Consider the following 14735-nt stretch of genomic DNA (forward strand, 5'->3'; position numbering starts at 1 on the left):
GCATTTACAGAGGAGTGATTTCGATGGAAAATACAAAAGTCATGTTCGTGAGCCCCTTACAAGTTGAGACGGTTAAAGAGAATTACACTCTAAAAAAATTAAATGAAAATGAAATAGTTGTACAATTGATATATTCCCTCATTAGCCCAGGAACTGAACTAGCAATGTTAACAGGTAAAGAAGAATGGGCTAAGCTTCCGCTATGTCCGGGATATGCAAGCGTAAGCAAAGTAATGGAGACAGGTGAGGGCGTTAAAGATTTGCAGCCAGGCGATATCGTGTTTCATTATGGACAACATAGCAAATATCAAGTTGTTAACACGAATGAGCTATGTATTCAAGTTCCTGAAAATCTGGATTTAAAATGGGTGCCATTTACCCGTATGGCTACGGTCGCCTTCACATCGGTACGTGTTTCTGAAATTGAAATTGGTGACTTTGTAAGTGTGACTGGGCTTGGATTAGTCGGTAATTTGGCTGCTCAGCTGGCTCGGCTTCAGGGAGCTACGGTTATTGGGGTCGATTTATCGAAAGAAAGAATTCGGACTGCCGAGGCATGCAGCGTGGATTACACGATTGATGGTGGAGTAGAAGATACAAAGCAACGGATATCAATGTTAACCAAGGGTGCTGGTGTATCCACACATATTGAGGCAACTGGCGTACCTGCTGTCGGAGTTGACAGTCTGAAGTGGATTGCTAAGCTTGGTGAAATCATTTTCTTGGCCATTAATTAGTCATGTGATTAAGCCGGAGCAAGCAAAAGAAGCGTATGAGGGACTAAGAGTCAATAAAGATCAGTATAATGGTGTATTGTTTGACTGGTCTTAAACGGATAACAGCTGAATGATCTATTCTAGCGGATTAACAGATTTAATTATGAGTAATTTTAATATGCTTCATTTATAATGGGAGGAGGATGAATAGACGCGTTACGATAGCAGGGGTGAGGGAAATATGGATGAGTCTTGGATGAACAGCATATCGCCTTTCGTAAGGGCGGTGAGAGTGATGACGACTTCATCCTTAGCCGGTGAATGGATGGATCATGATCACGTATTTACCTATATCGAACAAGGTGAAGCTGAGTTTTTCTTGAGTGGTGTTAAATATGTTGCTCAAGAAGGCGATGTGCTGTTGATGCATCCTTTTATGCCTCACATTATTCGATCGATCTCTGATCAACCATTAATTCAATATATTTTTCATTTTGATCTATATTATGATGAGGAAAGAAGTTTATTGGATTTCACAACAGCTTCCAAAATTCATAATACTTACATTGTGGATAAGGAAACGCAGTTAACATCCATTATTCCCATTTCACACATACAGTTGGCAGACAGGATAGAGCTGAAAAAGAAGTTTTTGCAGCTTCACAAACATTTTCAGGAGAAAAGAGCTGGACATTTTTTATTAACTAAATCAATCTGCTTGGAGCTGTTATATTTATTTTTTAAAAATCAAACGGATCGCAATGAAGGGAAATGGACTAAAGGCTGGGCATTCATTGAAAGAGCAATCCATTATATCCATGACAGTTATCAAGATCCTTGTTTAAATAATGTTTCTATAAGTAAATATGTCGGGGTGTCTACGAATCATTTGTCTCATTTGTTTAAGCAGCAGCTTGGGATATCCCTTCATAAATATGTAACGCATATTAGAATTGAGCATGCAAAATTACTGATCATGGAAGGGAAGTATACCGTGACAGAAATTTCTGAAAATGTTGGTTACTCCAGCATTTATTTATTTAGTCGTTCATTTAAAGCTGCTGTAGGCTTAACACCCAGCGGCTTCGCGGGTGCACAGACTAAAGTCATACAATTGTGAGAAATGCCGCCAGATCACTGGCGGCATTTCTGCTTTGTGCTGTATTCAATTGTTATGGGAAGACAATTTGTTGTTATTTTTTAATTTTAAGTCCTAAAGCTTGCATGAGTTTATGAAATACATCTGTATTTTCGTAGATTCCTGTAAACAACTCAGCATTTGGACCCATAGCTGTAATCGGAATATCTACGGCAGTATGGCCTGATGTTGTCCAATCCACAACAAAGTTAAATTTGCTGTTAGCAACGGCGAAAGGACCATCTTCTTTGGAAATTCCGTCGCCGGACTCATCATCGGCATTTACTTCTTCGATGGAGAAACCGCCAGTTTCATGATCGGCTAATACGAGGACAAGTGTATTCGGGTTTTTCTTGGCAAAATCTTTGGCGACCTGAACGGATTTATCCAATTCTTGACCGGCTTTGATTGTCATTTTGGCATTGTTTTGGTGARCAAACTCATCCGTTCCTTCTTCCTCAACCATTAGGAAAAAGCCTTTATTATTTGTAGCGAGTGTATCTATCGCTTTTTTAGTCATCTCTGCTAGAGAAACAACGGGGTTATAAATATCGCCTTCGCCTTCAGGCTTTTGTTGGAACATTTCTTCATTAGCGAACAGACCAAGCAGCTTGCCTTTTTTCACTTTTTGCATTTCTGTTTTGCTTGAAACGTAACTGTACCCTAATTGTTTTGCTTTATTTACAAGATTTCCTTGTGTTCCTTTGCTTTTTTCAGAAGGGTCTTCGCTCGGCTCATCTGGGAATTTACCAGGCTCTCCAGCTGGGTACCAGAAATCTTCGCCTCCACCGAGAATGACGTCAACTTTGCTTTGTGTCAATAGCTGCAAAGCGATCTCACTTTGTTTAGAACGATCATCTACATGTGCGCCGAAAGCAGCTCCCGTAGCGTCAGTTACTTGACTTGTAGTTACTATTCCAGTTGATTTTCCAGATTCCTTGGCGTATTCCATTATCGTTTTTACTTTTACTTTATTGGCATCCATTCCAATTGCACCATTGTATGTTTTCACACCGCTGGCATATGCCGTAGCTGATGCAGCTGAATCGGTTACAGGAACAGTAGAGCTCGTGTGCAGCAAACCTACGTAAGGCATTGAATCCATAGCGAGGTTGCCTTTTAAGCCGACGGTAGCAAGGCGGATAGCATCACGTTGAGCCATTCCCATCCCATCACCAATAAACAAAATGACATTTTTCGTTTTTGTAGTAGCTGCTTCAACTTGATTAGGCGATTGTGTACTGATAATGCTCGTAATCAGAAGGGCAGTAGCTGCTGTACCTACAATCGCGGCCTTAATTCCGTTCTTTTTAACAAATTTCATAAATTCCCTCCTAAAGTAAGTTTACTATTTTATAGTAGAGTAATTACATTAAGAGAGTGTTTTCTTCATTTCTTGTTATTGTAAAAGATTGTTTCTCGTTCTCCGCATATTCAGATAACATTACCTTTAATCATGGTCCATTCTACTTGGAAATGTTCATTCAACAAAACAAGATCGGCATCTAATCCTGTTTTGATTGTACCTGTCTTATGATCCATACCTAATATTCGTGCAGGAGTTGTTGAGGCCATTTGAATAGCGTCCAGCAAGGAAATTCCGGTTTCGGTCGTGAAGCGGAGTGCTTCATTCATTGTGACTACGCTAGAGGCTAAGGTTCCATCCGCTAGCTGTGCAACGCCATTGGTTACTGTTACTTGATGGCCGCCAAAGAGATAGCTGCCATCTCCTAAACCCATAGCTTGTAATGCATCAGTGATCAGTACCATGTTTTCGGGTCCTTTAATGCGATGCATTAAACGAACAATAGCAGGGTGGAGGTGGACGCCATCGACAATGGCTTGAATACTCACATGATCTGCTTCAAAAGCAGCAGCGACGAGCCCTGGATCTCGATGATGAATCGGCCGCATGCCATTAAAGCAATGTGTAACATGGCTAGCGCCAGCATCAAATGCTAACTTAGCTTCCTCATACGTTGCATCAGAATGTGCGACAGCAATGATAACTCCCATTTCTTTCAAATAAGAGAGGAGTTCCATCCCACCGGGTAATTCTGGGGCAATCGTTACCATTTTAATAAGTCCATCTGCTTCTTCGAAAATTCGCTTCATCTCACCAAGATCCGGATGACGTAAATACTTTTCATTTTGCATCCCTTTACGCTTCGGATTCAGATAAGGTCCCTCTAAATGAAGTCCAGCAATTTTGGCGCCGACCTCAAGCCCAACGACTCGTTTAACACTACGAATCATAGCTAATAATTCATCCATTGTTGAGCTTACTGATGTAGCAAGAAACGAGGTGCAGCCCGTTGCAGCACATGCACGAGAAACCTCTTGAATACTCGCTTCGCTTCCATCCATCATATCGTACCCGTTAGCTCCATGTATATGAACATCGATCATACCGGGGATTAACCATTGCCCGTTCCCATCTATAAGCTCATATTCCTTCTCTGGAAGAGGCGAAAGGGGAATATGATTATTTTCTATTTTTTCGATGATTCCATTTCTAATCCAGACGGTACTAGCTGGCAAAACAACATCAGGTTGAACGATTTGAACGTTATGCACGATTTTATAATTCATCTTTATTTTCCTCCTCGAGTTTGTTGTTCATCACAGAGCAAATAACTGTTATATTTTTCTGATCAAGTATTTCTTCTATTTCGCTAGGCACTTCTTGATCAGTAATTAAAATATCAATATAGTCAAAATCTAAACGATAAACCGACTTGTTTTTAAACTTAGTAAAATCAGCTACAGCGATAACCTGGTCTGATCTGCGTGCCATCTCTTTTTTGATATGAGCATCCTCTTCAAACGGGTAGTAGAGCCCATCTGATTGAATTGCCGCGGCGCCAATAAACACCTTATCAGCTCTCATTTCACGAAGCTTTTCAATAACGGAGGGACCATACAGCAAGCGGTTCTTTACGTGTAAATAACCTCCGAGTACATATACCTGCAGATCATCTCGATCAGAGAGAATTCTTACGATGTCTATGGACTGAGTAATAGCTGTAATATTATTCGCGGAGATTTGTTCGGCCACTGCCTGCACCGTTGTAGAAACGTCTAATATGACCGTCTCATGATCATGAATGAGCTTTGCTGCCACCAATCCAATATTGATTTTGCTATCTGTCTCATCAATTAGCCGTTCCTGATAAGAAGCAAGCTCCTTCTGTAATTGAGGAGAGGCTACTCCACCATGTGTTCGATTGACTACACCTTCTTGCACTAATTTAACGATATCTCTTCGAGCTGTATCCCTTGATACACCGAGATGGGTGCAAATATCCATGACACTCATCGTTTGATGTTCTTTTAAATATTCGAGTATTTTCAATAATCTCTGCTCTTGATAGATGATGAACACCTCCTTGTAAGTAAGTTTATCGTATTTTTTAAGTAAATGAAAGTATTGTTTAAGTAATTAGAAGTATATTATAAGTAAATTGAAGTAATTTATCGGACGAGCGGATTGGAATAAGCTCCAGATGTAATCACTAATTTTGCGCTGGAACAGACTTTTAGATCTGATGGAGCAGCCAAAGTATCGATGTATGGCATTATGGCCAATATAATCATCGTAAAAGCCCATTTTTAACGCTTTCATTCAAGGCATTTCGAGTAACGGTAGGGCCTTTGGGATATCTTTTCGGCTTATGCAATTTCCTGAACGGAATTGCGAGCAATGAGGACATTGTCAAATCTGATACGTCAGCTAAGTATTGTCTGAGGTCATTTTTGTAGAGATTAGAACCTATTTTTAAAGATTGTATATAATGGGGTATACGTCCACAAGGAGTGAAATAAATGAGTAATAAAGAACAGATAGATGAGGCGAAAATTACACTTTTTGGAAGATTATTCACGTTAGGCGGATCCGTCTTTTTCTTTATTGGTTCACTGATTGCAGTAATTATTGGATACAAAGCCTATGTAGATTTACTTAATCCTCAATAATGTATATATAAAAATCTAAGGAATATATAGTTACTTTTCATGGCAGCAAAAAAAGCAAAAAGCAGAGAACGCAAGCTTAGGTTCCCAATATCTTATACTAGCTCATGTCTTATGACATGGGTTTTTCATTTTTACTGATATCTTCCAAAAATTTCATGATTATTTTCTATTATTTATGCTATTATACTGGTGATAAGATCGTTCAAAAGAATGTTGAAAATATAGCAAAAGGAGAGGGAATTGATATCTAGATATGATAAATCAATTATTAATTCATCTAATTATCATATGTTTTCCGATCTTTATCCAACAATTTTTTTATTCTCGAAATAAATTAATTAATAGAATTTCATATCAGGTTCTTAATGGATTTGTGTTTGGAGCATCCTCTATCCTTTGTATGGCCTATCCTATTTATGTGATGGGCAACTTTCATGGCGATTTAAGAAGCATTCCTTTAATTGTTCTGATTATTTATGGCTACGAGTACATTGTACCTGGCATTATTGCCCTTGCTGCTGCCATCATATACTGCTTGTGTATGGGAGGAGATGATGTTTTCCTTTCTACAGCAACATTGTTGCTAAGTGTGGGGCCGTGTTTCTTCTTTTTAAAGTCGTTGCGTAAAAAACAAGCTACCAGACGCATGCTGATTTGTATGAACTTATCGATTAATTCCGTTATTGTGTTTATTTTATCTTTTTTTGTCTATCTCGAGATTAACTCTTACACAAACGAGATTCATTCAGACTGTTTTTTTATCATTTCGATTTTAGCTGCAGCATCCTTTATTGGAATGGGTGTTTCTATATTACTGAAAGAGCATTTTATCGAAACGGCATACTTGAAAAATGAGCTGGAGCGTAGTGAAAAATTGAAGATCGTAAGTCAAATTGCTGCTTCCGTTGCTCACGAGGTGCGAAATCCTCTGACGGTAGTGAAAGGATTTTTGCAGCTGTTGAAGGAATCTGTCGATGACAAAAAAAAGGATTACTTGAATATTGCTTTATCTGAATTGGATAGAGCAGAGTATATTATTTCAGATTATTTGAATCTTGCTAAGCCGCAAGCCGATCAGCTGGAAGTAATCGAGATTTCTGAATTTCTAGTACATACATTGGAAATTATGAATTCCTATGGGTTAATTCAAAATGTGCAAATCCACTTAAACTGTAATCAAACGGATCTTTATATAAGGGCAGACAAACCGAAACTGACTCAAGTGATATTAAATCTAATTAAAAATGGGGTAGAAGCGATCCCAGATAAAGGCGAAGTGACTGTCAATGCTTATTATTACAAAGAGGAAATTTGTATAGAGATTATTGATACTGGCAAGGGCATATCCAGAGAGGAATTAGAGCAATTAGGTACCGTTTTTTTTACGACAAAGGAAACGGGGACAGGCTTAGGCATTTTGGTAACCTTTCGGATTGTCGAAGCATTAAAAGGTAAAATTGCTTTTCAAAGCGAGCTCGGAATGGGGACAAAGGTATTGCTGAAATTCCCTGCCGTAGATCAATTGAAATAAGTCTTTAAATGAAAAAAAGCCCCATTCTCAATAGGAGAATGGGGCTTTTCATGTTATTTATTGCGAAGCATCATCGTCCACAAATCAGAGCTTTCATAACCAAGGCGCCATGCTGCAACGCCAGCCAAATCGTAAGTTTTGGCTATATCGATACGAGCTTTGACCGTGTTTTCGGTTTCAGCCCAGAATAAATAGGTGAAGCCGTCTTTGGTATACTTGTATTTCATCTGTCCAGATTCCGGATCCATCTCACCTTGAGCATTCGTATCTGCAATAAGCTTAGGAATTTCCTTCATAAAGATGGCACGGTTGCTGACTAGCTTATTCGTGCTGTCAAGCTTCCATTCACGTACGTAAAAAGGAATGCCTAGCATAAGCTTGTTACGCGGAATGCCATAGCTCAAAAATTGCTTAACGCCTTCTTCAACCCAGTTGAGGCCAGCAACAGAACCAGGCACCTCGCTTCCTTTCCAATGCTCATCATAAGCCATAATGATAATTGTATCTACGACCGCCGAAAGAGCGGTATGGTCGTAAGCGGTTCTATCATTCCAGCTTAAGCTGCCGCGTGGCAAATCGATAGAAATTTGCATACCTTTGTCATGCACAGCTTTAGCAAGTGCTGTAACAAAGGCGGTATAGGCAGCCCGATCCGTTCCAGCGACCTCTTCAAAATCAAGATTGATGCCTGCAACACCGAGCTGAGTAAGCTTCGCTACAAGCGTATTAATGAATGCTTGCTGGGMGGTATTGTTCTTTAAAAATTCCGTCGTCATTTTTTTATTAAATTGATTGTGAACGAGCGGCATTACCTTAATTCCTTGTTCTTTGAAAGTGTCTACGACTATTTGATCTGAAGTGTCGATCATTGAGCCATCCGCAGCGGAGAGCTCAAACCAAGTAGGGGAGTCAATCGACAATCCTTGCGTATTAGCGACATGGCTGATAATCGTTGCGCTTGTAGCGCTGCCATTCCATCCCATATAAACTAGGCTTTTGGTATTGCTGAAAATTTTACGGCCTTCGCTCGTTTGAACATTGCTGTTCGCAAATCCCTTCGCATACGCAATTGCACCGGTCTTTGTATTAAAGGCTCTTAATTTCTTGTCGCCTTGATAAACGGCTAAATAAGGAATACCGGACCAATATACTTTCTCATTAAAGGTAACCTCTGCATTTGGTGTTTTTTTCGCAAGCTGTACAGCTCCATCTAAGCTAATAGAAGAGCCGACCACGGCACCATTTTGTTTTACTAAATAAGCGGGTACATTCGAATGAACGATCTTACTCGTTGCTGTATTTAATACCTGACTGCCAGAAATGGAGTAAGAGGCATTCATAGCATCGAGAAGGTAGGAGTAAAGCGGCAATTCTTCTACAGGTGCCCTATCCACAGTGATTTGATAGACGGGTGCAGCAGCGCGCTGCGCTTTAGTTTGTGCAGCTGTCTGGTTTCCCCAAACCCATTTGTTCGTTGTTAAATCGATTACATGGGCATTTCCCCATTTTTTGGCTTCCTGCTTAGCGGCAGCGAGTGTTAGGAAGGACCAATTGTCACGAGTGTTGTCGCCTTGATAAAGCTTGAACTTGTCGTAGGATTGATAACTCCAGCCAATGTTTTCAAGATCACGGATATGTACGTTTGTTAAGTTTTTAGCAACAGATAATGCCTGATTATAAGTGCTAAACTCCCATTTCGGGAGAGTTTGACCGTTCTGATAAACCTTGTAACGAGGGAAGTTATCCCATACCCAAGCACGATCGGCAATTTTCTCGACATGACTGTAACCGAATTTCCCGGCATAGGAAATCGCTTGGCCCTCCGTAGTGAACTCACGGAGCATTTGGTCATTTTGATAAACACGAAATTTTGTCATTTGATTTGCTGCAGCATCTGCAATGCCTGCCGTTGCTGTCATGATTGTTTGGCAAAAGAAAAGCAAAAGCAGCGCTGTACTCATTTTTTTTCTCATAGATTTGTCATATACACTCCTCTCTAGTCTAATGATTAGACGCAGGGAGTACGAGGATGTTGCTGGGAATCTATTATTATTTCTCTAGTAATTATTGGTAGAGCATTTTTTAGCAAAAAAAAAAGCATCCGCTAGCTGCTTATCCGTAAGATAATGCCAGCTATTGGATGCTTCTTTTATGCTAATCGGAAATGTCTGCCCAAAAATCTTCATCCGCATCGAGCGTAATGTTGGAGCGGAAAACGCGCCGATTATATTGTGTGAACATATATTGCTCGATTGCCTCGAGGATATTCGCTTCAATGATGTACTGGCTGCGGCCCTTCACCCAAACCTCGGCCGTATACCCATACTCTTCTTCCCATGAGAGCTGCACTTCCACATCGGTAGGGTTAACTCCCCRTCGTTCAGACATATGAAGGCAGATAGCGTTTATAATCTCATCTGTATAGATGCGCACGATTAGTAGGGTCTCCGTTGATCTGGCGGGTTACGCTTGCTGCGCAGATATACGAATGCTACACGTATTAGCATGATGATGGCGAAAATAGCCATTAAATTGATCATTAGACCAAGAATATTACCGAATGCGCCCATGCCCGCGAACAAACCGCCGAACATCAAGCCTGCCAAACCGCCAATCATTAGGCCTTTCATCAAGCTGCCGCCGCTAAAAAATCCAGGTTTTGTAGCGCCAGTAGTTGCTCCAGCTTTCTTGCCTGGGTTCGATTGATTAACGTTATCCGATTTCTTAGGGTTTTGCGTAACGCTTTGTTTCGGAGATTTCATTCCGCCTCGTGGTTTTGCATCGGCATACTGTCCGAAACCTAGTGTGATGAATAGTGTGAGTGCCAGCATGACCATGAATCCCTTTTTCATCTGTGTTTTCTCCTCCTGATATCTTTAATACATTCTTTACAAACATAGATAATATACGGCTAATAGACATGATGGTTTCATTTATTTCTATAGGATTGGTTTAAATGTATGAAAGTATAAGCGACATATGCTAATATTTTTATTATTAATGAAACGATGAATTCGATTGGAACAAGTCATTTGGAGGTTTTTATGATTTCTTTTCCGAAAGCGTATATTGCTTATTTAGTGGAGTTCCATGCATCCAGAGATTATTTCGAATGTCACGAGCTTCTGGAGGAGTACTGGAAAGAGAATCCCGGTGATCGATTTGCAGAAACTTGGGTTGGACTTATTCAGCTGGCTGTTGGCCTCTATCATGAGCGCAGAGGCAATGTTCGCGGAGCAGTCAAAATGCTAACGCAAGCAGATCGCAGACTGTCTGCAGCCCCGCTTGATGAGCTTGGTTTAGGTAAGAAGAGCTTGCAGATGCAATTAAGTGCAAGATTGGCTTATTTGCAGGCAGAGGACGAAACTCCCTATACAGATATTAATTTGCAAATTGTAAACGAAGACGTCGTTTTATTGTGCAAGCAGATGTGTGATCAAAGAGGATTGATTTGGGGAGCTAAGAGCCCATTAGATGATGATGCAATTATTCACAGGCATTCAAAGAGAGACAGATCCGATGTGATAGCAGCAAGACTTGCAGCTTATGAAGCAAAAAAACGGGAACGCAGCGGTATGATTGATTAACCGCTGTGTTCCCGTTTTGTTTGATTACGATTGAGGCGTTGCAGCGTCTACAAGCTCTAGTTCACCAGTTTCGGAATCAATAATCAATCCATGTACTAAAATATCAGCAGGCAGCAGGGGGTGATTGCGAATGATGCTTACACTGTTTATAACACTGTCTCTGACGTTGTCAAAGCCGGTTAGCCAGCGCATTAGATTTAGACCAGAATGCTTCAAGGTAGTGATGGTATCGTTGGAAACACCGCGCTCTTCCATATGCTGAATAATGAGTTCGGGATTGAGTCCAGTCATCCCGCAATTGCTATGGCCGATGACAAATACTTCGTCGGCTTGCAGCTCATATAAGGCGACAAGGACACTGCGCATAATATTGCCAAAAGGCTGCGTCACGATAGCACCAGCGTTTTTAATGATTTTGRCATCGCCGTTTTTGAGATTCATAGCTTTGGGCAGCATTTCTGTCAGCCTTGTATCCATACAAGTAACGATGACCATTCTTTTATTTGGATATTTGCTCGTGGAATATTCCTCATATTTCCGGTTCTCAACAAATTCTTTATTGTAATGTAAAATTTCATCAATTTTGTTCATGCTGCACCTCCGCCGCTTAGAAAACGAAGGTTTACTGTATAAATTTGGCTGTCGCTCTTGAGACTAAAGCTGCTTCGTTCCTCATTGTAATCAACACGCAGCTGGGGTTCATAATATATTTCATGGCGAGGTTCATAATAGAAGGGCAAAGGATCGCCTTGTGCGAGTTTGTCGTCCACCGTGGGCTCACTAATCAACTGAAGGGCAGGAACGCCGCTAACGACACAACCGCATCCTTCTGTATCATGAAGCAGTTTTAATTGGTTTTTCCCCTCTTTTAAATAAGGAGTTAACCGATCAGTAGCTGTTTTGGAAAATATGATATGCATATGGTTTCCTCTCTTTCTATCTCTTGCACTGGATGTCTTGCAGGTTTAAGATGATTATAAGGATTGGAATAAGTAAGATCAAGTAAAGATCCCATGAATCATAATCAATGTAAAAACGAAGCAGGAAGGTGGAACAATGATGTCTACAAAACATACGGAAGCTCTGCAAAATTTCAGAGAAACCATTCGCAAAATTTCGAGCTATGAGGAAGCACTCGGAGTTCTGTATTGGGATTTGCGCACAGGCGCTCCGCGCAAAGGAATGGATAATCGCTCAGAAGTCATTGGCGTGTTATCCGGCGACCATTTTAAGCTGGCTACATCACCTGAACTAGGAGAAAATCTTTCCACACTGGAGGAACGTTCTGTATATTCAGAGCTCAGCGAAATCGATCAGCGTTTAGTTGCGGAAACTCGCAAGGAGTACGATCGCAGCATCAAAATTCCATCGAAGCTCTATCAAGAATATGTGGTATTGTCCTCGCAATCCGAGAGCAAATGGGAAGAAGCGAAGGAAAACAATGATTATGCAAGCTTCCAGCCCTATTTGGAGAAGGTCATTTCCTATACGAATCAATTTATTGATCTTTGGGGACCTAAAGAGACTCGTTATGATACGCTTCTTGATCAATATGAACCGGGCATGACCGTTGCTGAACTTGACCGTGTGTTTGGCGGTTTACGCGAGCAGCTCGTACCGCTAGCAGCAGCGATCGCAAATTCGCCGCATCAGCCAGATACTTCATTTCTGAAGCAAAACTATGATAAATCGTCTCAAAAAGCGTTTAGTCTATACATATTGGAGCAAATGGGCTACAACTTTGAAGCAGGCAGGCTCGATGAGAGCGTTCATCCATTCGCTACAGGACTTAATCCCGGCGATGTTCGAATTACGACAAGATATTTGGAGGACGATGTAACGAGCGCTTTGTTCGGAACAATTCATGAAGGCGGTCATGCGCTTTATGAGCAAAATATTATGGAAGAGCTTATCGGCACAACGCTTTGCACCGGAACTTCCATGGGTATTCACGAATCGCAATCCCGCTTCTGGGAAAATGTCATTGGCCGCAGCAGACCGTTCTGGAATCGTTATTTCGGTGAGCTACAACAACGTTTTCCTGGTCAGCTTGATGTGAGCGTTGATCAATTTTATCGTGGGAATAATGTTGTGCAGCCATCGCTAGTTAGAATAGAAGCAGATGAGCTGACTTATAATCTGCATATCATTATCCGCTATGAGATCGAGAAGCTTATATTTAATGGCGGCGCGAAAGCCGCAGATCTTCCAGCTATCTGGAATGAAAAATACAAAGAGTATTTAGGCGTGATTCCGCAAAATGATGCAGAAGGCGTTCTCCAAGATGTTCACTGGTCAGGTGGAGCTTTTGGTTATTTCCCTTCCTATTCACTTGGCAATATGTATGCGGCACAAATCGCAGATACGATGGAGCGTGATCTGCAAGGTTTCTGGGGCAGTGTAGAGAAAGGGAATTTACTGCCGATTAAGCAATGGCTTAGCGAGCGTATTTACAAATATGGCAAGCTGAGAACGCCTTCTGAGCTTATCCAGAGCGTTACTGGCAAACCGCTTGATCCACAGCATTTGGTTGCTTATTTAACGAAAAAATATACAGACATCTACAAGCTGTAATAAATAGCTAAAGTTACTAACAAGATGAGAAGGCTGTCCAATCGTCCAATGACGATAATGGGCAGCCTTCTTTTTGTGCATGTATTCACCGCCCTTCGCTAAAGCGCATAGGCTGAAGTACATTTATTAAACGCATAGTTGCAGAAGGGACTCAAAAATGAAAAAACGAATGGTATTGACGATGCTGCTCGCCGCAGTGCTAGTCATGACAAGTGTACTGGCTGGATGCGGGAAAGGCGATTCAGGCAATGTGAAGATTCGTATCGGCGAAGTAACGCGCTCATTATTTTATGCACCAGAATACGTAGCTGTCGCGAAAGGCTTCTTTAAAGAGGAAGGGCTCGATGTGGAATTAACGACTACGCCGGGCGGTGACAAAACGATGACGGCATTGCTCTCGAATGCGATCGACGTTGCATTGGTTGGATCGGAAACGTCCATTTATGTGTATCAGCAGGGGACGGATGATCCGATCATTAACTTTGCCCAATTGACTCAAACCGATGGTACTTTCCTTGTGGCTAGAGAGGTTGATGCAAACTTCGATTGGAACAATTTAAAAGGAAAAGTATTCCTTGGCCAAAGAAAAGGCGGAATGCCGCAGATGGCCGGCGAGTTTGCGTTGAAGAAGCTTGGCATCGATCCGAAAGCGGATTTGGAGCTGATTCAAAACGTTGATTTTGCAAACATACCTGCAGCCTTCGCATCGGGTACTGGCGATTATGTCCAGCTATTTGAACCGACAGCTTCGATTTTTGAGAAGGAAGGCAAGGGGCATGTGGTAGCATCATTTGGTGAGGAAAGCGGTCACCTTCCTTACACGGTGTTTATGGCTAAGAAAAGCTATATCAACAAAAACAAAAAAGCTATTCAATCGTTTACGAACGCTGTTCATAAAGCGCAGCTCTGGGTTAAAGACAACAATGCAGAAGCAATTGCCGATGTTGTGCTGCCATATTTTGAAAATGTGGATCGCGATATTCTTATCAGCTCCATTGACCGTTACAAAAAACAAGGTTCGTTCGCTACAGATCCAATCATTGATGAAGGGGAATGGAACAACCTTCTTGACGTTATTACGAGCGCGGGAGAACTTCAGAAGCGTACCGAGCATAGTGAAATTGTAGATACTAGCTTTGCCGAAAAAGCAATTGAAGCAGTGAAATAACTGCCGGCATGAAATGGAGGCTTAGGCATGATGGATATACCTGTGC

Annotated in this window: 15 protein-coding genes; 7 read left to right on the forward strand and 8 right to left on the reverse strand. The window is 41.3% G+C overall.

Features of this window, described 5'->3' with window-relative positions; translation table 11 throughout:
• Nucleotides 1-23: 23 nt before the first annotated feature.
• Nucleotides 24-737, forward strand: coding sequence for a zinc-dependent alcohol dehydrogenase (locus AB4Z17_RS25585; RefSeq protein WP_441962904.1), 714 nt, complete (start codon nucleotides 24-26; stop codon nucleotides 735-737).
• 220 nt (nucleotides 738-957) lie between these two features.
• Entirely contained in the window at nucleotides 958-1836 is an 879-nt protein-coding gene (locus AB4Z17_RS25590) for an AraC family transcriptional regulator (RefSeq protein ID WP_441962906.1), read from the forward strand.
• Nucleotides 1837-1909: 73 nt separating this feature from the next.
• Here the strand turns inward: AB4Z17_RS25590 and AB4Z17_RS25595 are convergent, their stop codons facing one another.
• From AB4Z17_RS25595 to AB4Z17_RS25605, 3 genes are all read right to left on the reverse strand, one after another.
• The gene (locus AB4Z17_RS25595; protein WP_441962907.1) at nucleotides 1910-3178 is read right to left on the reverse strand and encodes an alkaline phosphatase; all 1269 of its coding nucleotides are present in this window, start codon (nucleotides 3176-3178) and stop codon (nucleotides 1910-1912) included.
• A 110-nt stretch (nucleotides 3179-3288) separates the two neighbouring features.
• Nucleotides 3289-4446, reverse strand: a complete 1158-nt coding sequence (gene nagA, locus AB4Z17_RS25600; RefSeq protein WP_441962909.1) for an N-acetylglucosamine-6-phosphate deacetylase — start codon at nucleotides 4444-4446, stop codon at nucleotides 3289-3291.
• Nucleotides 4436-5209: a DeoR/GlpR family DNA-binding transcription regulator gene (locus AB4Z17_RS25605; RefSeq protein WP_441907497.1), complete on the reverse strand. Its 774-nt coding sequence runs from the start codon at nucleotides 5207-5209 to the stop codon at nucleotides 4436-4438. The genes nagA and AB4Z17_RS25605 overlap by 11 nt, the downstream gene beginning before the upstream one ends.
• Before the next feature lie 470 nt (nucleotides 5210-5679).
• Here AB4Z17_RS25605 and AB4Z17_RS25610 point away from each other — a divergent pair, with 470 nt between their 5' ends.
• Both AB4Z17_RS25610 and AB4Z17_RS25615 read left to right on the forward strand, forming a co-directional pair.
• Nucleotides 5680-5829 carry a hypothetical protein gene (locus AB4Z17_RS25610; RefSeq protein WP_441907498.1) on the forward strand — a complete coding sequence of 50 codons (150 nt, stop codon included), beginning with the start codon at nucleotides 5680-5682 and terminating at the stop codon, nucleotides 5827-5829.
• A gap of 253 nt (nucleotides 5830-6082) precedes the next feature.
• Complete coding sequence (locus tag AB4Z17_RS25615) at nucleotides 6083-7360, forward strand: ATP-binding protein (RefSeq protein WP_441907499.1); 1278 nt, start codon at nucleotides 6083-6085, stop codon at nucleotides 7358-7360.
• Between the two features lie 53 nt (nucleotides 7361-7413).
• Here the strand turns inward: AB4Z17_RS25615 and AB4Z17_RS25620 are convergent, their stop codons facing one another.
• The 3 genes from AB4Z17_RS25620 to AB4Z17_RS25630 form a co-directional block, all read right to left on the reverse strand.
• Entirely contained in the window at nucleotides 7414-9279 is a 1866-nt protein-coding gene (locus AB4Z17_RS25620) for a glycosyl hydrolase family 18 protein (protein ID WP_441962911.1), read from the reverse strand.
• 235 nt (nucleotides 9280-9514) lie between these two features.
• The gene (locus AB4Z17_RS25625; protein ID WP_441962913.1) at nucleotides 9515-9793 is read right to left on the reverse strand and encodes a YxcD family protein; all 279 of its coding nucleotides are present in this window, start codon (nucleotides 9791-9793) and stop codon (nucleotides 9515-9517) included.
• Nucleotides 9794-9795: 2 nt separating this feature from the next.
• Nucleotides 9796-10212, reverse strand: a complete 417-nt coding sequence (locus tag AB4Z17_RS25630) for a hypothetical protein (RefSeq protein ID WP_430058800.1) — start codon at nucleotides 10210-10212, stop codon at nucleotides 9796-9798.
• Nucleotides 10213-10404: 192 nt separating this feature from the next.
• Here AB4Z17_RS25630 and AB4Z17_RS25635 point away from each other — a divergent pair, with 192 nt between their 5' ends.
• Nucleotides 10405-10947 carry a DUF309 domain-containing protein gene (locus AB4Z17_RS25635; RefSeq protein ID WP_441962915.1) on the forward strand — a complete coding sequence of 181 codons (543 nt, stop codon included), beginning with the start codon at nucleotides 10405-10407 and terminating at the stop codon, nucleotides 10945-10947.
• Between the two features lie 24 nt (nucleotides 10948-10971).
• Here the strand turns inward: AB4Z17_RS25635 and AB4Z17_RS25640 are convergent, their stop codons facing one another.
• Nucleotides 10972-11538, reverse strand: coding sequence for a beta-class carbonic anhydrase (locus AB4Z17_RS25640; protein WP_441962917.1), 567 nt, complete (start codon nucleotides 11536-11538; stop codon nucleotides 10972-10974).
• Nucleotides 11535-11867 (reverse strand): iron-sulfur cluster biosynthesis family protein, encoded by a 333-nt coding sequence (locus AB4Z17_RS25645; protein ID WP_441962918.1) that lies wholly within the window; start codon nucleotides 11865-11867, stop codon nucleotides 11535-11537. The genes AB4Z17_RS25640 and AB4Z17_RS25645 overlap by 4 nt, the downstream gene beginning before the upstream one ends.
• 139 nt (nucleotides 11868-12006) lie before the next feature.
• Here AB4Z17_RS25645 and AB4Z17_RS25650 point away from each other — a divergent pair, with 139 nt between their 5' ends.
• Together AB4Z17_RS25650 and AB4Z17_RS25655 are read left to right on the forward strand one after the other, a co-directional pair.
• The gene (locus tag AB4Z17_RS25650) at nucleotides 12007-13521 is read left to right on the forward strand and encodes a carboxypeptidase M32 (RefSeq protein ID WP_441962922.1); all 1515 of its coding nucleotides are present in this window, start codon (nucleotides 12007-12009) and stop codon (nucleotides 13519-13521) included.
• A 157-nt stretch (nucleotides 13522-13678) separates the two neighbouring features.
• Entirely contained in the window at nucleotides 13679-14689 is a 1011-nt protein-coding gene (locus tag AB4Z17_RS25655; RefSeq protein ID WP_441962920.1) for an ABC transporter substrate-binding protein, read from the forward strand.
• Nucleotides 14690-14735 lie beyond the last annotated feature (46 nt).

The sequence above is a fragment of the Paenibacillus sp. TAF43_2 genome, assembly GCF_052113545.1.
Classification (GTDB): domain Bacteria; phylum Bacillota; class Bacilli; order Paenibacillales; family Paenibacillaceae; genus Pristimantibacillus.